This is a genomic window from Chitinophaga sp. 180180018-3 (genome assembly GCF_037893185.1).
In the GTDB taxonomy this organism is placed as follows: Bacteria; Bacteroidota; Bacteroidia; order Chitinophagales; family Chitinophagaceae; genus Chitinophaga.
Genome location: NZ_CP140772.1, coordinates 4,706,497 through 4,721,180, shown reverse-complemented (window position 1 = coordinate 4,721,180; position 14,684 = coordinate 4,706,497). Strand labels below are relative to the sequence as shown.

14 protein-coding genes are annotated in these 14,684 nt (G+C 45.0%); 8 read left to right on the top strand and 6 right to left on the bottom strand.

Annotated features, from left to right (window positions below; translation table 11 throughout):
* Window positions 1-471: 471 nt before the first annotated feature.
* Window positions 472-2,856 carry a sugar-binding domain-containing protein gene (locus tag UNH61_RS18420; protein WP_326993452.1) on the top strand — a complete coding sequence of 795 codons (2,385 nt, stop codon included), beginning with the start codon at window positions 472-474 and terminating at the stop codon, window positions 2,854-2,856.
* On the opposite strand, the gene UNH61_RS18415 is transcribed toward UNH61_RS18420, so the two are convergent.
* Window positions 2,857-3,708, bottom strand: a complete 852-nt coding sequence (locus tag UNH61_RS18415; RefSeq protein WP_326993451.1) for a ThuA domain-containing protein — start codon at window positions 3,706-3,708, stop codon at window positions 2,857-2,859.
* Window positions 3,709-3,770: 62 nt separating this feature from the next.
* A complete protein-coding gene (locus tag UNH61_RS18410; RefSeq protein ID WP_326993450.1) occupies window positions 3,771-4,676 on the bottom strand; it encodes a LysR family transcriptional regulator in 906 nt (301 codons plus the stop codon).
* Window positions 4,677-4,788: 112 nt separating this feature from the next.
* Here UNH61_RS18410 and UNH61_RS18405 point away from each other — a divergent pair, with 112 nt between their 5' ends.
* From UNH61_RS18405 to UNH61_RS18395, 3 genes are all read left to right on the top strand, one after another.
* Window positions 4,789-5,967, top strand: a complete 1,179-nt coding sequence (locus UNH61_RS18405; RefSeq protein WP_326993449.1) for an MFS transporter — start codon at window positions 4,789-4,791, stop codon at window positions 5,965-5,967.
* 181 nt (window positions 5,968-6,148) lie between these two features.
* A complete protein-coding gene (locus UNH61_RS18400) occupies window positions 6,149-6,562 on the top strand; it encodes an arsenate reductase ArsC (RefSeq protein ID WP_326993448.1) in 414 nt (137 codons plus the stop codon).
* Between the two features lie 91 nt (window positions 6,563-6,653).
* Window positions 6,654-7,124, top strand: coding sequence for a VOC family protein (locus UNH61_RS18395; protein WP_326993447.1), 471 nt, complete (start codon window positions 6,654-6,656; stop codon window positions 7,122-7,124).
* A gap of 9 nt (window positions 7,125-7,133) precedes the next feature.
* Here the strand turns inward: UNH61_RS18395 and UNH61_RS18390 are convergent, their stop codons facing one another.
* On the bottom strand, window positions 7,134-7,553 hold the full coding sequence (locus UNH61_RS18390) for a VOC family protein (protein WP_326993446.1): 420 nt from the start codon (window positions 7,551-7,553) through the stop codon (window positions 7,134-7,136).
* Window positions 7,554-7,675: 122 nt separating this feature from the next.
* Here UNH61_RS18390 and UNH61_RS18385 point away from each other — a divergent pair, with 122 nt between their 5' ends.
* The 4 genes from UNH61_RS18385 (at window position 7,676) to UNH61_RS18370 (ending at window position 12,086) form a co-directional block, all read left to right on the top strand.
* Window positions 7,676-8,668 (top strand): helix-turn-helix domain-containing protein, encoded by a 993-nt coding sequence (locus UNH61_RS18385; RefSeq protein WP_326993445.1) that lies wholly within the window; start codon window positions 7,676-7,678, stop codon window positions 8,666-8,668.
* Between the two features lie 29 nt (window positions 8,669-8,697).
* Window positions 8,698-9,606, top strand: a complete 909-nt coding sequence (locus UNH61_RS18380) for an alpha/beta hydrolase (protein WP_326993444.1) — start codon at window positions 8,698-8,700, stop codon at window positions 9,604-9,606.
* Between the two features lie 580 nt (window positions 9,607-10,186).
* On the top strand, window positions 10,187-11,581 hold the full coding sequence (locus tag UNH61_RS18375; protein ID WP_326993443.1) for a hypothetical protein: 1,395 nt from the start codon (window positions 10,187-10,189) through the stop codon (window positions 11,579-11,581).
* Window positions 11,582-11,591: 10 nt separating this feature from the next.
* Window positions 11,592-12,086, top strand: coding sequence for a hypothetical protein (locus UNH61_RS18370; protein WP_326993442.1), 495 nt, complete (start codon window positions 11,592-11,594; stop codon window positions 12,084-12,086).
* Between the two features lie 63 nt (window positions 12,087-12,149).
* Here the strand turns inward: UNH61_RS18370 and UNH61_RS18365 are convergent, their stop codons facing one another.
* The 3 genes from UNH61_RS18365 to UNH61_RS18355 form a co-directional block, all read right to left on the bottom strand.
* The gene (locus UNH61_RS18365) at window positions 12,150-13,181 is read right to left on the bottom strand and encodes a hypothetical protein (RefSeq protein WP_326993441.1); all 1,032 of its coding nucleotides are present in this window, start codon (window positions 13,179-13,181) and stop codon (window positions 12,150-12,152) included.
* A 224-nt stretch (window positions 13,182-13,405) separates the two neighbouring features.
* Window positions 13,406-13,798: a RidA family protein gene (locus UNH61_RS18360; RefSeq protein ID WP_326993440.1), complete on the bottom strand. Its 393-nt coding sequence runs from the start codon at window positions 13,796-13,798 to the stop codon at window positions 13,406-13,408.
* 70 nt (window positions 13,799-13,868) lie between these two features.
* Window positions 13,869-14,561, bottom strand: a complete 693-nt coding sequence (locus UNH61_RS18355) for a YafY family protein (protein WP_326993439.1) — start codon at window positions 14,559-14,561, stop codon at window positions 13,869-13,871.
* Between the last annotated feature and the right edge of the window lie 123 nt (window positions 14,562-14,684).

Below are 14,684 nucleotides of genomic sequence, written 5' to 3'. Positions count from 1 at the left end.
ACCAGTTGTAGTTTAACTCGCCTAGTAGGTTTCGTGACAAAACTATATAAAAATTATTTTAATTATGAAGGTCTTAACGTTATTTAAGACTTAATTATCATACGTGGTGGCGTCCGGTTATAAACAATGCAACAGTTTTGCAGCCCTTTTATAGTATTTCGGGTAAGGAATTCGTGTATTCATTAAAGTTACCGAGGCTCATATTATGGACCTCCCGGTAAGAACATGCTGAAAAGTAGTTTCAGATAGTATTTATCTCTCTATAATTAAATTATTATTATAAACAATTGTTGTAATTAATTGATAATGAGAATATAAATATTTTAATTATATAGTATAAAGATAGATGATATGAAAGATGTATCAAATTTGAGTTAACTGCCATTTTTTGCTGAAAAGAGCGACGAAGCATCTTTCTGTCTCCCGTATCCCCTTTAAACCATTAGAGAAAAAGTTAATGCTATTATGTTAATGAAAAACATCCATCGGTCGCTGCTGACCGCTTTACTGAGTAGTGTTGTCTCCGGTTTATTTGCGCAAACAGATTACCGCATGCAACCTGTTGCGATTCAGTCGCGCTGGGCTAAAGAAGTAAGCCCGCAAAATGCGTTGACTGCTTACCCGCGCCCGCAGCTGGTGCGTGAAAACTGGCAGAACCTGAATGGCATGTGGGATTATGCCATCACCAGTGCTGCAGCCAGTCAGCCTTCTTCCTTCGAGGGCCGGATACTGGTGCCATTCCCGCTGGAATCGGCCCTGTCGGGCGTGAAGCGCTTGCTTCAGCCGGATCAGCGGCTCTGGTATCGTCGTAGTTTTCAGATAACGCCAGCCGCCGGCGAAAAGGTATTGCTGCACTTCGGGGCGGTCGACTGGCAGGCCCAGGTATTTATTAATGGAAAAGAAGCCGGTGCTCATACCGGTGGGTATACTGCTTTTACACTGGATATCACGCCGGTGCTCAAAACCGGCGAAAATGTGCTGGTGCTGAAAGTCTATGATCCCTCCGATAAAGGGATCGGGCCACATGGCAAACAGGTACTCAACCCCGCCGATATTTATTACACTCCCAGCTCCGGTATCTGGCAAACAGTGTGGCTGGAAAGGGTACCGGCAGATTATATCAGCGACTTCGATATGGTGCCGGACATCGACAAAGGCGTATTGCACCTTACCGTAAATGCGCCGGCCGGTTACGAGGTGACTGCCATCGCGCAAAAAGATGGCAACGCCGTAGCTGAAAGCAAAGGCAAAACCAAAGCGCCCCTGCAACTCAAACTGAACAATCCGGAGCTATGGTCGCCCGGCCATCCGTTTCTATACGATCTGACCATTCGCCTGCGGAAAGGGAATAAAGTAGTGGATGAAGTAAAGAGCTACTTTGGTATGCGGAAGATTGCTGTTGCGAAAGATGAAAAAGGAGTGGACCGCATCTTTCTGAATAACAAGCCCTATTTCAATCTGGGTACGCTGGATCAGGGTTTCTGGCCCGACGGTTTGTACACGGCGCCCACTGACGAAGCCCTGGCATTCGATATCAGGGCCATCCGGGGAATGGGTTTCAATACCATCCGCAAGCACATCAAGGTGGAGCCGGACAGGTGGTATTACTGGGCCGATAAACTGGGCATCCTCGTGTGGCAGGATATGGTGAGCCCCAACCACCATTTGCCGGAAGGCGCCAAAGCAGTCTTCGAACAGCAATGCAGGGAAACAATAGCCCAGTTGCGCAACCATCCCTGTGTGACTACCTGGGTGCTCTTTAATGAAAAGTGGGGCCAGTTCGATCAGCAACGGCTAACGGAATGGATAAAGCGAACAGACCCCTCCCGCCTCGTGAACGGTCATTCGGGCGAGTTCCTGTATGTAAACGACCGGCTCCGTAGTCCCAGTCCGAATGCCTATGTTGGCGCTGATATGACCGATGTGCACAGCTATCCTAATCCGATGAATGCGATACGCATGCCGGGTAAAGCCCGCGTCCTGGGCGAGTTTGGCGGTATCGGCGTATTCATTCCGGAACATCAGTGGAATACCAGCAGCGCCTGGGGCTATATCCAGGAAAAGCCCGGTGCATTGAAAGCGAAGTACGCCGTCATGAACCAGCATCTTCAATTGCTGCAGCGGCAGGGACTTTCGGCCAGTATCTACACACAACCCTTCGACGTAGAAGGCGAACAAAACGGCTTGCTGACCTACGACAGGGAAGTGATCAAGATTCCCTTTGCTGAGATCAGGAAAATCCATGCTCCCCTGAACCCCGATATGGGAGAGGCTCCGGAGCTTTCGGTACGGGATGCAGACCTCACCGACCCCGTAGCCCAATACAGCGATATGCTGCAGCAATACATCGATGGAAAACGAACACCTGATTTCCTGAAAGAACTGGCCATGAGGGCTATTCAGGCCGGCGATAAAGAAGGGGCTGCCACTGTTGGCAACGACTACGTGGCATTAATGAAAGCACCTTATTCAGAAGATGATCTGCGGTATGTGATGCTGGTGACAGGCCGCGTTTCCGATACCGGCTTTAGTATCATCAGCAACAATAGGGAAGCGATCGATAAGGCGATGGGGCCGCGGCAATCGACCATCAAAATGATGAATGTCATCTATCAGGATCTGATCGCTCCGGGCATTCCCGAAAGGGGGGCAGACCCTGACTGGGAAAGTATCGGCAGCCTGGTAAAGCCTTATGGTGCACCCGGTGAGGAAATTTTTCTTCGGGCAAAAACGATCTTTCTGCTGAATAAGCAGGATAAGGCCGGGTTCCGGCCGGTTGCTAAGGAATACCTCGATAAATACGGGCAGTTTGTAAAGCTCGATGAGAAAAAGAAGCTGGAAGAGTTTATGAACTGATTAGTCGACTTGCGCTGGCAGACTGCTTTTATGCCCCAACCACAACAGGGCACCTAATATAAATCTATTCTGCACTTCATTGCTGAATGTGGCGGAAAGTTCCCGGTTACTATGGTGCTCATAGTCGATGTCGTTATGCCCCATATTCATATATAACATCCGGTATTTTTTATTCGTCCATGCTACCGGGTAATATCCGCTATGCCATATTTCATCAGCTTTCGGGCCGGTGCCCAGCGGGAAGCTGCGGGAGTCTATTGCCAGCAGGATGCTGATGTCCGGATTGAGCCGCAGGTCGTTGCTCCAGCGGTACCACTCGTTGGGGGCCGATGAAAAGGTGTCTGGCAGATGCTGTATGGCCGGATGTGTTTTATTGGCTACACGTAGTACGGCAGATGTGGGGCGCCAGGTGTTGCTCACATATGAGCCCGAGCCCAGGAAGATATTATGGTACCAGTTCCAGTTTTGCGGAAAAGCAGAAGGGGTGAGTGCAAATGCGGAAAAGTGAAACCCCAGCCAGCTGCCTCCCTGCTCCATGTATTCGCGGAAGGCCTCGCGTTGCTGCGGATCTTCAGGGCGCGAGTCGAGGAAGATCACCACCTGGTAGGCGGAGAGGAATTGTTTGTTGAGATGGCTCCAATCGTTGGTGGAATCGTAGCTGAAATGATACCTGGCGGCCATTTCGGGAAACCACCGGTTGGCTTCATGCACAAAACTGATATGTGCGGGATCGTGTTTGGCAGTATAAAACGCAATGACTTTGAAGTCAGGAGCCGGCTGGGCCATGCCGGAGAGGTATACCTGCAAACAAAGCAGGAGCAACACATAACGGTGGAATCGTGATTTCATCATAAGGCAGCGGCAGCATGCAACTGCCGGTTACAAAATAATCGATTTCTCCGGTTTATCCGCTGCTAGTTTCGCAGCCATTCTTTCAGGATGTTGAGGCGGTTATCCGGGAATTGTTGTTTAGCTGCAAACCTCATTGGGTTATAGGCCAGGTATAAGGTGTTGGAGGTAGTGGCATTGCCTTTCCATACTTCTTTTAATCGTCCGTTCTTTATTGGTTCTTTTACCATATAATCTGCGGCTACTGCCAATCCTTCACCGGCAGCTACTGCCTCTAAGAGAATATGCATATCGGGGATGGTATACTGTGGTTTCATGGCTGGTCGTTTGCAAAAGTTCTCCAGCCAGAAGCGCCTGATCACGGCCAGGTCGCTGCTGTAAGCAAACCACTTCTGTTCCAGCAGCCACGCCTCTGCCAGTCCCATGTCTTTTTTCTTCAGGTGCTTCCGGAATGCGGAGCAGTCGAGCCCGGGATGCGATACAATCACGAAATGCTCTGTCACCACCGGTTCGTAAGTGATGTTCTTTTCTTCTATCAGCTGGGTGGCGATCACCGCATCCAGGTCGCCTTTCTGCAAGCGTTGTATCAGGTCTTTCGTAAGCCCGAATTCTGTGATGATATTGGCAGGTACATTGTTGATGCGTTTGGCCATTACTGCCTGAAAATATTCCTTCACCGCGCCGAGATGTATATTGGGCAGGTCTTTCGTGATACAGAAATGCCGGAAATCGGCTTCTACATGCTCCAGTTTCTCCAATGGTTCCACCACTTGCGTATAGAATAATTTGCCGTAATCCGTGGGTATAAATTTGGGTTTCCGTTCAAACAGTTGTTTGCCTATATATGCCTCCAATGCCGAAAGATGCTGACTTACATTAGGCTGTGAGATGAACAGCATTCTGGCGGCAGCTGTTAGTGAGCCTGTCTGATATACTGCTTTAAATGTTCTGTACCATTCCAGATTGACCATGCCGCAAGTTATAAATTAATTTATGAAAGATGATAAATCATATTATTTTCCTTATAAATAATCTAACGCCAAATTTGTGTCTGAAAAAGTAATTGTTCAGCAAAAAAGAAAAATGAAACGGATAGCATATATCGGAAGTCTGGGTTTAGTAGGCATTATTACAACAGAGTTTGGCGTCATTGGTATTTTACCTCAGATAGCGGCGTGGTACCATATCAGTATTGAAAAGGCAGGCGGGTTGCTCAGTGTCTTTGCGTTGGTGATTGCATTGGCCGGCCCGCTGATGACACTTTGGTTATCGGCATTCAACCGGAAAACGGTGATGGCCATCAGCATATCCATGTTTATGATAACAGGGATCGTATCATCGCTGTCGCCTCCATTCTGGTTGTTGATGCTGGTGCGGATGCTGCCTGCATTTCTGCAGCCGGTATTTATATCAGCAGCCGTAGAATCGGCCGTGGATGCGGTCGACAAGAAAGACGCCCATAAGATGATGGCGATTGTATTAAGCGGAATCGGTATTGCCACTGTTACTACGGTGCCGCTGGCAACGTGGATAGCAGGTATTTATGATAAGTGGCAGTACTCGTTTATGGTGCAGACCATTGTGAGCGTAGTGGCTTTTGTTGGGATGCTTACAGCGTTGCCTTCTATGCCGGTGAAAGAAAAGAAATCATTTGGAGCACAGCTGCGTATCCTTACCAAACCCTCCTTCCTGGCCTGTTCGCTGATGGTGGCTGCTATGGTGGCAGCTATGTTCACTACCTACAGTTATTTCGCCGATTACCTGGGGAAGGTGAATGGTATGTCGCCCGCCACCATCAGTGTGATGCTGTTGTTATTTGGCGCCGCGGGTATACCCGGTAACTTCCTGGCCGGCAGGATGCTGAGCAAAGGGATAAAGCGGGCAGTGGTTTTCTTCCTGTTGGGTATTACGCTGATATCAGTAGGCGTATATTTCCTGCCACTGATGGCGGTGCCGCTGATCATCATCTGGGGATTCCTGCATACACCGAATTTTCTTACCGGGCAGGCATATATGATAGCTGCAGCACCGGAGGCCCCGGGTTTCGCTAACAGCATTTCCATTTCCTTTGGCAACCTCGGCGTCACGCTGGGAACGTCAATAAGCGGGTGGGTGATCTCTTCGTTTGGGATTCATTATGCCCCCTTTGCCATGCTGGCGTTGGGTTGCCTGGCACTGATACTGTTGCTCGTAAAGGAAGCGCTGGCAGCCAGGGAAGAAAGGTCGGGCATGCGTAATAACTGCCCGGATATAGCTTTGTAACAACTAATAGCTCGCTTAAGTATAGCAGGCCGGTGGTATCTACTGCCGGCCTTGTTGCTATTATCTCCTCCGGCAACTGAAAAATCCGTATGTTACAGCACTATTCCCGACTGCCTGTGACGGAAGGCTAATGATGCATTATCTGTCTTCCGTAAAAATATTAGTTTTATTATACTGAAAGATGAAACAGGTTTTAGTATTATGTACCGGCAACAGTTGCCGCAGCCAGATAGCGGAAGGATATCTCCGGCATTTCGCCGGCAGCAGGGCCCTTATTTACAGCGCCGGTGTGGAAACTCATGGCGTTCATCCAAACGCTGTTGCCACGATGGCTGAGGATGGTATTGATATTTCCACGCAAACATCCAATCATGTGGATGAGTATAAAGACATTAATTTCGACTTCGTGATTACTGTTTGCGATCATGCCCGGGAAAGATGCCCCTGGTATCCTTCGGTGGCTATCAAATTCCATGAAAATTTTCCGGACCCGGCGAAAATAGCCGGTACGCCGGATCAGGTACAGCAGGCATTCCGGAGCGTAAGGGAACAGATTAAAAGCTATACGCGTCATTTCGTGGAAGCGTATATTTAATTGTCGCAGGTGCCCCTTAGGAATGTCGCTTTTGCACCGTAAGGAAAAGTAGCAGGCCGGGTATCTTTGTAACATCTTAAATTACCCTGTTATGCAAAAGTTCACTCCCTGTTTATGGTTCGACAATAATGCGGAAGAAGCAATTGACTACTACCTGTCTGTTTTCAAAAACGGGAAAGTAGTATCCAAACGTTACTATGACGATGATTCCCCGATGGCCGGTGTATTACTGGTGGCCACCATCAGCCTCGATGGTCAGGAGTTTGTGTTACTCAACGGAGGTCCTGTTTTTCACTTTACAGAAGCGATATCTTTTGTGATCGACTGTGCAGATCAGCAGGAAGTAGATTACTACTGGAATAAGCTTATTGCAGATGGTGGTGAGCCCAGCATGTGCGGCTGGCTGAAAGATAAATACGGGCTTTCATGGCAGGTAACACCCCGCATATTGCTGACCTACATGAACGACAGCGACAAAGCAAAAGCTGCGCGTGTAATGGCGGCGATGATGAAGATGTCGAAGATCGAAATACCTGCAATAGAAGCCGCTTACGCAGGATAACTGGCAGCATCACTGGCGCGAGTTGCCCTCAAAATTAACCAGCCAGTGATGACCGAATTTATCGGTGAGCGTACCAAACAACGCTCCCCAGAAGGTGCTGGCGAGGGGATAGGTAGCTTCGCCATCGCGCGACAGCAGGGAGTAACAGCGCCGGGCTTCATCTTCCGTAGTACAATTGAGCAACATGGATACCGTATTCCCGTTGGTCAGCCCCATTTCAGGGACCATATCCGATCCGGTTAATACCAGGGAGCCTTTCGTAAGTGAGGAATGCAATACCAGGGATTTCATATACGGTGGAATATCCGCCGCCATGGGCGTTTCTCCGATAGTTTGCATCACGAGCTCTCCACCCAGGCAGTCGCGGTAAAAGGTCATCGCCTCCCGGCAATTGCCGTTGAATGTAAGATAGGTGTGGATGATGCTCATGCGTAAGCGGGTTTTTGATATACTTTATATCGCAAAAGTCGTAAGGCGCATTGACATATACAGGGGTAGATAGCGACAATTCGCAGGTTGATTGCGGCATTATATGAATAATTTTCCGAGATATGATACATATTTCCATCCTGGTACCTTTGGGGCACACCAGTTTAGTAAACATCGAGGGCAGCTATCAGATCTTTTCCGATCTGAATAATTTCCTTGCGGAAAAAGGGCGGACGCCTTTGTTTGAAGTGCAATTGGTAGGACTGCAACCAGAGATCAGCCAGCGGAACCATTTGTTTTCCATCAGTCCGCAGGTGCAGATAAAAGATCTGGCAAAAACGGATTTGATCGTTATTCCGGCCCTGCATGGCGACCAGGCCAACGCAGTGGAACTGAACCAGGCATTCCTGCCGTGGATAAAAAAACAATACAACAATGGCGCCTCCATCGCCAGTTTGTGCCTCGGCGCCTTTTTCCTTGCAGCAACGGGTTTGCTGGATGGAAAACCCTGTGCCACACACTGGAAATTTGCCCGCCAGTTCAGGGCTATGTATCCGCAGGTACATCTCATGGACGACAGGGTGATCACTGAAGAAGACCGCATCTATACCAGTGGTGGCGCCTATTCTTATCTTAACCTCATCCTGTACCTGGTAGAAAAACTTGCGGGGCGCGACATTGCCATCGCCACAGCTAAAGCTTATGCCATCGACATCGACCGGCAAAGCCAGTCGCCTTTCATTATTTTCGAAGCTCAGAAAAGTCATAACGATGCCTCTATTCTCAAAGCGCAGGAGTTCATAGAATCCAGTTACCAGGAGCGGATCACCGTGGATCAGTTGTCGGAGCTCACAGCAATCGGGCGGCGTACATTTGAGCGCAGGTTTAAGAAATCGACCGGTAACACGGTAGTGGAGTATATACAGCGTATTAAAATAGAAGCGGCGAAGAGGGATTTTGAAACGAGCAGTAAGAATGTGAATGAAGTGATTTATGATATCGGTTATGCAGATACGAAAACGTTCAGGACTATTTTTAAGAAGGTGACGGGGTTGACGCCGCTGGAGTATAGGAATAAGTATAACAGGCAGGTGTTGGTGGAGGAGGAGGATTGAGGGGATTTTTTACAGATTAATTTGGTATAATGAAATTCATTTTACATCCCGTTTTAGCTTTAATCTTCTTTAACGTTACCTATGGCCAATTTCAGACGATCGACACATTGGTGGATGTTGGCGGATATAAACTGCATTTTCATATTATTAAAGGAAAAGGAATACCTATACTTTTTGAAGCAGGTGGAGGAGAGGACGCAACGACCTGGAAAAACATACTGAAACCCATTGCAGATGTAACAGCTGCGACATTAATCACCTACGACAGAACCGGTTTTGGTAAAAGTACTTTTGATGTAAATAAACATGGTATCTTAAATGGTATCAAAGGGTTAGAAACCGGATTGCAAAAATTAGGTTATGATGGCAATATGATGTTGGTAGCCCACTCTCAGGGGGGCTTATATGCTACACTCTATGCATCCCGGCATCCTGATAAAGTTAAAGCAGCTGTACTCATTGACGCTACCACCAGTTGCTTTTATGATGCGGACAGGCTAGCCACTACACAGCAATTAATTGATGCACATAATAACGACAGTATAAAGACCGCCACCCCTGGGTCTTACTATCAGGGAGCAGATTTTAGCAATAATATCAATTTTATAAGAAATATTGTTTTCCCGGAAAGCATTCCTGTAGTAGATTTTGTATCAGAGCATACACCATTTTCAGATGTAAAAGATACAACAGACTGGAAAAGGTGCCATCGGGAGTTTGCGGGTATGGCGGCTAATCGCAAAGGTATTATGGCATATGGATGTGGTCATTTTATTTTTGAAGATAACCCGCCACTGGTGATTAATGCTATCGTTAGGCAATATGCGGAAATAGTCGATAAAGCCGGCAGTGATAAGGTGTTGAAACGGAGAGTTGATTTTGCGGTTGATGTGGTTAATGCTAATCTCAGCATAATTTTTTCGGGTGGCCGTAGGTGAATTTGGAGAGATCACAGCGGCTTGCATTTTGTCAGATGCTTCATTTTTTGAGATTAAGAAGATAGGAGTATGTTTCGGGAGATTATGTTTTCGGAGCAAAATAGTATTGGTTTTGGGGCTGGCTGAGACTGGTTTTGGCGCTCGCTGAAACTGGATAAGGTATAGGCTCCTTAGAGGATGATATGAGGATGATATGAGGATGAGTATATGAGGGATATAGGATGGATGCTCAATTGATTGGGAAATAGTGAGTTGTACACATTTGGAAATGAATACGATGTTCATGAGAAAGGTGATTTTGATAGTATTTTAACGTTGGTAGTGCACGAAAGGGACTATCCCTCACACTCATTTATAGGTAATGTTATTGGCATAAAAAGTCTGGTGTAAACTTGGAGATGTATTGTAATTGAATTAGAGTGTTAGTGAAATTCAAAAAAATAATTATCTTCACAACAGAGTGATATGTGATGGCCCTTTTACAAAATTATCATAAGTATTGTAGATCAATTTAAGAATCAACCCACTTTAATTGTTTGTCCTGAGTTTCATATAGCAAGTACCTAAATAATCTCTGGCTATGAATCTGTTTAATAAGGCTATTTTGTTTGTTATCTTGATCATAACTAGTTTAGTAATCTTCAATAGTTGTAATAAGAAGAGTAGTGATAGTAAAATTCCTTCTGAAGCTATAGATGTAGAATTGATTAAGTCAAATTATTACAAGTCGTCATTCAAAATGATTAGCTCCAAAATTAACGATTCGTTATTCATTATTTGGAGGCCTATGTGGAATCAAATTACCCTTGGTACTGAAGCTGGAGGCAAAGTTTATTATATTCCGCTGAATCCAGAGGTAGCAAGTGGAAGAATTTCGATGAATAGAAAGGTAGAGTCGAATGAGAAGAGATTTTTGGTTGCGCGTCTTGCCAATGGTAAATTTGAGTATTACACAGCCAGCCGAATTGATGCAAGTGAATTAAAAGACGCATCCGGTCCATTTACCGGGAAATTACTATTTAACAGACTAGGCAGCCATTCTGGGATATATCAGAGCTACAGCAATGGAAAAAATATTCAGAATCCAACAGGCGCGAATGTAGAAGGCTGTTTGTATTACAGTACCTGTACTTGGGTTGGCTATTGCGACGGCGTGCAGACGGTTGTGTATACGAGAGGGCAAGGAACATCAACTAAAATAATTGATTGTGGTATACCTTACAACCCCAATTGCCCCAATACTACGTGGTATTCAGGCTGGAATGGATGGGATGTATATTGCACCGGAGATGAGATTGCTCCTTTGCCGCCACCAGCCAACCCGAATAACCCTGCACCAGGTGGTGTTGGTGGTGGCGGTGGTTCTCTGGGTGGCGGCGGCGGTGGCAACTACAAATTGGATACAGTATTGATTGCTCCTAGCCTGACTGATCCTTGTTTCCAATGGGCAGTGAATCAGGTACTATCTAACAATATGAAAGATATCATAACCTCAACGTTCAATATGATATTTGGGGGTAACGGAGAATATACAATTGTATTCGATCAGGGATCATATGGAGATCAATTTATGGCCAAAACTCATCTCGAGAGCCTTTATTATATAGATATCGTATTTAATACAGATCAACTTTCCCATTCTTCAAAAGAATTGATAGTGGCTTCGGCACTACATGAAATGTTGCATGGAATTTTTGACGCCAGGAAAACCATTACCAATGATCCATTAGTATGGAATGAAGCATTTCAGCATAACATTATGGTGTCTAATTATATAAATAACATGTCAGAGGCACTTCAGTCTTTATTCCCTGATTTAAGTTGGGAAGATGCGCAAGCCCTTTCATATGGAGGATTGCAATCTACAAACTGGTGGACTTATTTTAAGCAAGGTAATCCCGTTGAAGCAAATAATATTTTATTACGCGCTCAGCAATTTGATAAAAATAATACTAAAGGACATCGATGTCCATAATTTACTTGCCATGAAAAAATTACTCTATTCTATCTATCTGGTACTAATTTTAATGTTTTTGCCATTCGCAATACAGGCACAGAATCAGGCATCACCGGGTGCCAGTGATTCTTTGCTAAACATCCTTAAAAGAAAAGCAGGAATGCCCTTAGAATTAGCAGAAAAAAAGCTATCCGCTGTTTTCGCAATGAAGCTGGTACTTTCATCATCAGGAAAAGTTTCTAAAATAGAAACATCAAAGTTCTTTCCTGATAAATTAATTCCGCGTTTAGCGGTTCCGGATCTTTATAATGGTATACATTGGGAGCAGATTTTTAAGCGAAAGATTAAAAATGGAGATATTCTTATAATACCATTTGTTGCATATGATCCTTTGGAAAAGAATGCTACATTTTACGAATATACAGTAGAAGATATTTTCAAGTTTTCTGATGATAAAAATTTATTTATTAATTGTCTGATGATGCAGCCTTTCCCGATCAAATATGGCAGTGCTCAAAAATAGGTGAAGAGGAGCTGAAAATATCAGTATGTTCTGAGCTTACAGTAAAGCAACAAATACAATATTCTATTTTGTACTGCCAAGCGATAATTCAGTTAAATATTTATATTCCCCATCAGGAGCTTTTACCAGCACATAGTTATTCCAAAATGCCCGATCATCAAGTGTACAAGATGAGTCCAGGTAACCGATTTCATTCCAATGAGAAATTTTGGACAGATTTTCAATAATGACGGAGGAATAGTGATGGTTTATACCAGCCACTTCCGGCTCAAAGTAGGTCCAGGTATACATTTTTCTATCAGCAGTATGCCAGAAAAAATAATAGAGCCGATATGTACCCTGTATATCTTTTACGAATGCAGGTATTAATATATACTCCCTCGTGTTCGGATAGATCATCGTAAAATCATTGCTGTATAAGGGAGTAAGGGCCGAAAACTCTTCATACCGGAATACCCTGAGACGCTCTTTGAAGGGCAGAAATATATCCTGATTCATAAAGTGTGTGAATGCCCGGCATATGGCTGATTTTTGTTGTTGCTTCTGATAGGCGACCAGTTCAGGAATGCCAACAAACTCCAGGTATTCGACTCCCCGAGGTAGCTTCTCCTCATCTTGTCCGCTAATTGAAAAGTACGGCTCCATTGGTAGATAAATTGTATTATTCAGAAACGAAGCAAGCTCGCCGCCCGCACTAAGTCGGTCCTGTGCCGCCTCCCGGGATATATGTTCCCCAAAATAAGACAGCTCCTTCAGGATATACCACCATCCATCGTAGAAGCAACCATAAAACTTAATAGCATAAGCATGGTACAATCCTTCCTGAATGCATTGATCGTGGCTTTTCATCGAATAGCATCGGCCTCCTTCTGAATAAACCCGGCTTTTTTCTTCATCGCTTCCCCATACGCTACATCCACTGGTAATGAATCGGCTGAGTGACGACGCAATTTCATAGTCTTCCGGCCTCAAATTCACAAAAGTATAGGCGTAAAACCGGCCCACCTCAGCGTCAATGACGTCAGCTTTATAGCCATTTAATAGATATTCTGAAACCTGCCTTTCTAATATGCTATATACATGGGTTTTAATCATAGGCTTTAATTATCTTTTTTAAATGTACATTAATAAATGTAATTAGATTCTTCCAAAAACACATGCCAGGAGGAAATAACGTTTTACTATTACTATTAATATAGCAGGATGAAATAAGTATAAACCGCCTTATTCTATCAGATGAAGAAGGCGGTTTATACTTTAACTAGCTATTGTTGAATAGCCTCTCGCGCTCGTTTTACCTCAATTCAGAAACATCCCCCTCACTTCACCACCGTCGCCTCCAACTCTACCGTCAACCCCGCAAATAACCCCTTCACCTCCAGCAAACTGGTCGCCTGCTTAATCCCATACTTCTGCAGAAAAGGCACATACACATCCATGCAACCCGTGAAAAATTCCTGCGTTGAAGTCGTATACACATTCAATCTCACAATATTCTTACACTCATACCCCGACTCACTAATCAGCTGTTCCACATTCCGGATAGTCTGAATAAGCTGGGTACGCATATCCGCACTACCCGGCACGCCATTGGCATCTATGGCCGCCTGTCCGGAACAATAAAGCGTTCCTTCAACATTTTTTACTTCTACCGCCTGTACAGAATTCGTGTTGGCGCCCCATGCCCAGGGATCAATTGTTCTTTTTTCCATTTTAATTTTGATTTATGAAGCAAAACTAAAATGGGGCATTGACAGCCCTATGTCAGGGGTAGGAAAAAAATCAGTGGTATTTTTCAAAATATTCCTGCAACGTCATTTCATGTGGTTCAAATTTCTCCGATAGTAGTTGCAGCTTTTTTATTCTGTCTAGCCGGAAATACCTGAACTCACGGCGTAATCTGCACCAGGCTATTAAAAGCCAGTTTTCCTGTGTGCTTAATAAGGCAAAAGGCTCTATTTGCCGGCTTGTCGTACGGTTGTTTTCGTTGGTATAGTCGATGTTAACCAGGTTGAAATTGGTAAGGGCAAACTGTAAATCAGACAGGTTATTGCTATTCCGTTCCCGGTTGATGTTTTGCTCGAACCGGGTTCGTTCAGTAAGTAAATTCACTTTATCTTTCTGACTATGCTTTAACACTGCCTTTATCTTTTCAATAGCTTCCGAATAGTCTTTAATAAAAGAAGCATCCTTGCTTTTCTGCACCAGTTGTTCTGCGAGAATTAAAGCATTGGCTTGCTTTTCCGTAAACATGACCGGCGGTACGCGATAACCCTCCATCAGCGTATAGCCTTTTCCGTCTTCAGTGATAATGGGTACTCCTGCCTGTTCCAGTGCTTTGATATCCCGGTAAATAGTGCGTACACTCACCGAAAATCTGTCTGCCAGGCCTGTTGCGGTCAACAGCCGTTTCGTCTGCAATTGGGTCAGGATGGCTGTGAGCCGCGACAGCCGTTTGGTATCATTATCGCTCATGCTGGGAGTGATTTAAGTCCGGCAGCAATAATACCCTAAATAATCACGCCTGTTCCGTAAAATTTTTATATTTGTTTGTGTTTATCCAAAATACTTAAACTATCTGGGGCGTTATGCCCCCTT

What these genes read in the sequence shown, in the direction of transcription:
- UNH61_RS18420 (WP_326993452.1), top strand. Translation starts at nt 472, where the DNA reads ATGAAAAACATCCATCGGTCGCTGCTGACCGCTTTACTGAGTAGTGTT.
- UNH61_RS18415 (WP_326993451.1), bottom strand. Translation starts at nt 3,708, where the DNA reads ATGATGAAATCACGATTCCACCGTTATGTGTTGCTCCTGCTTTGTTTG.
- UNH61_RS18395 (WP_326993447.1), top strand. Translation starts at nt 6,654, where the DNA reads ATGCAAAAGTTCACTCCCTGTTTATGGTTCGACAATAATGCGGAAGAA.
- UNH61_RS18380 (WP_326993444.1), top strand. Translation starts at nt 8,698, where the DNA reads ATGAAATTCATTTTACATCCCGTTTTAGCTTTAATCTTCTTTAACGTT.
- UNH61_RS18360 (WP_326993440.1), bottom strand. Translation starts at nt 13,798, where the DNA reads ATGGAAAAAAGAACAATTGATCCCTGGGCATGGGGCGCCAACACGAAT.
- UNH61_RS18405 (WP_326993449.1), top strand. Translation starts at nt 4,789, where the DNA reads ATGAAACGGATAGCATATATCGGAAGTCTGGGTTTAGTAGGCATTATT.
- UNH61_RS18385 (WP_326993445.1), top strand. Translation starts at nt 7,676, where the DNA reads ATGATACATATTTCCATCCTGGTACCTTTGGGGCACACCAGTTTAGTA.
- UNH61_RS18365 (WP_326993441.1), bottom strand. Translation starts at nt 13,181, where the DNA reads ATGATTAAAACCCATGTATATAGCATATTAGAAAGGCAGGTTTCAGAA.
- UNH61_RS18355 (WP_326993439.1), bottom strand. Translation starts at nt 14,561, where the DNA reads ATGAGCGATAATGATACCAAACGGCTGTCGCGGCTCACAGCCATCCTG.
- UNH61_RS18390 (WP_326993446.1), bottom strand. Translation starts at nt 7,553, where the DNA reads ATGAGCATCATCCACACCTATCTTACATTCAACGGCAATTGCCGGGAG.
- UNH61_RS18400 (WP_326993448.1), top strand. Translation starts at nt 6,149, where the DNA reads ATGAAACAGGTTTTAGTATTATGTACCGGCAACAGTTGCCGCAGCCAG.
- UNH61_RS18410 (WP_326993450.1), bottom strand. Translation starts at nt 4,676, where the DNA reads ATGGTCAATCTGGAATGGTACAGAACATTTAAAGCAGTATATCAGACA.
- UNH61_RS18375 (WP_326993443.1), top strand. Translation starts at nt 10,187, where the DNA reads ATGAATCTGTTTAATAAGGCTATTTTGTTTGTTATCTTGATCATAACT.
- UNH61_RS18370 (WP_326993442.1), top strand. Translation starts at nt 11,592, where the DNA reads ATGAAAAAATTACTCTATTCTATCTATCTGGTACTAATTTTAATGTTT.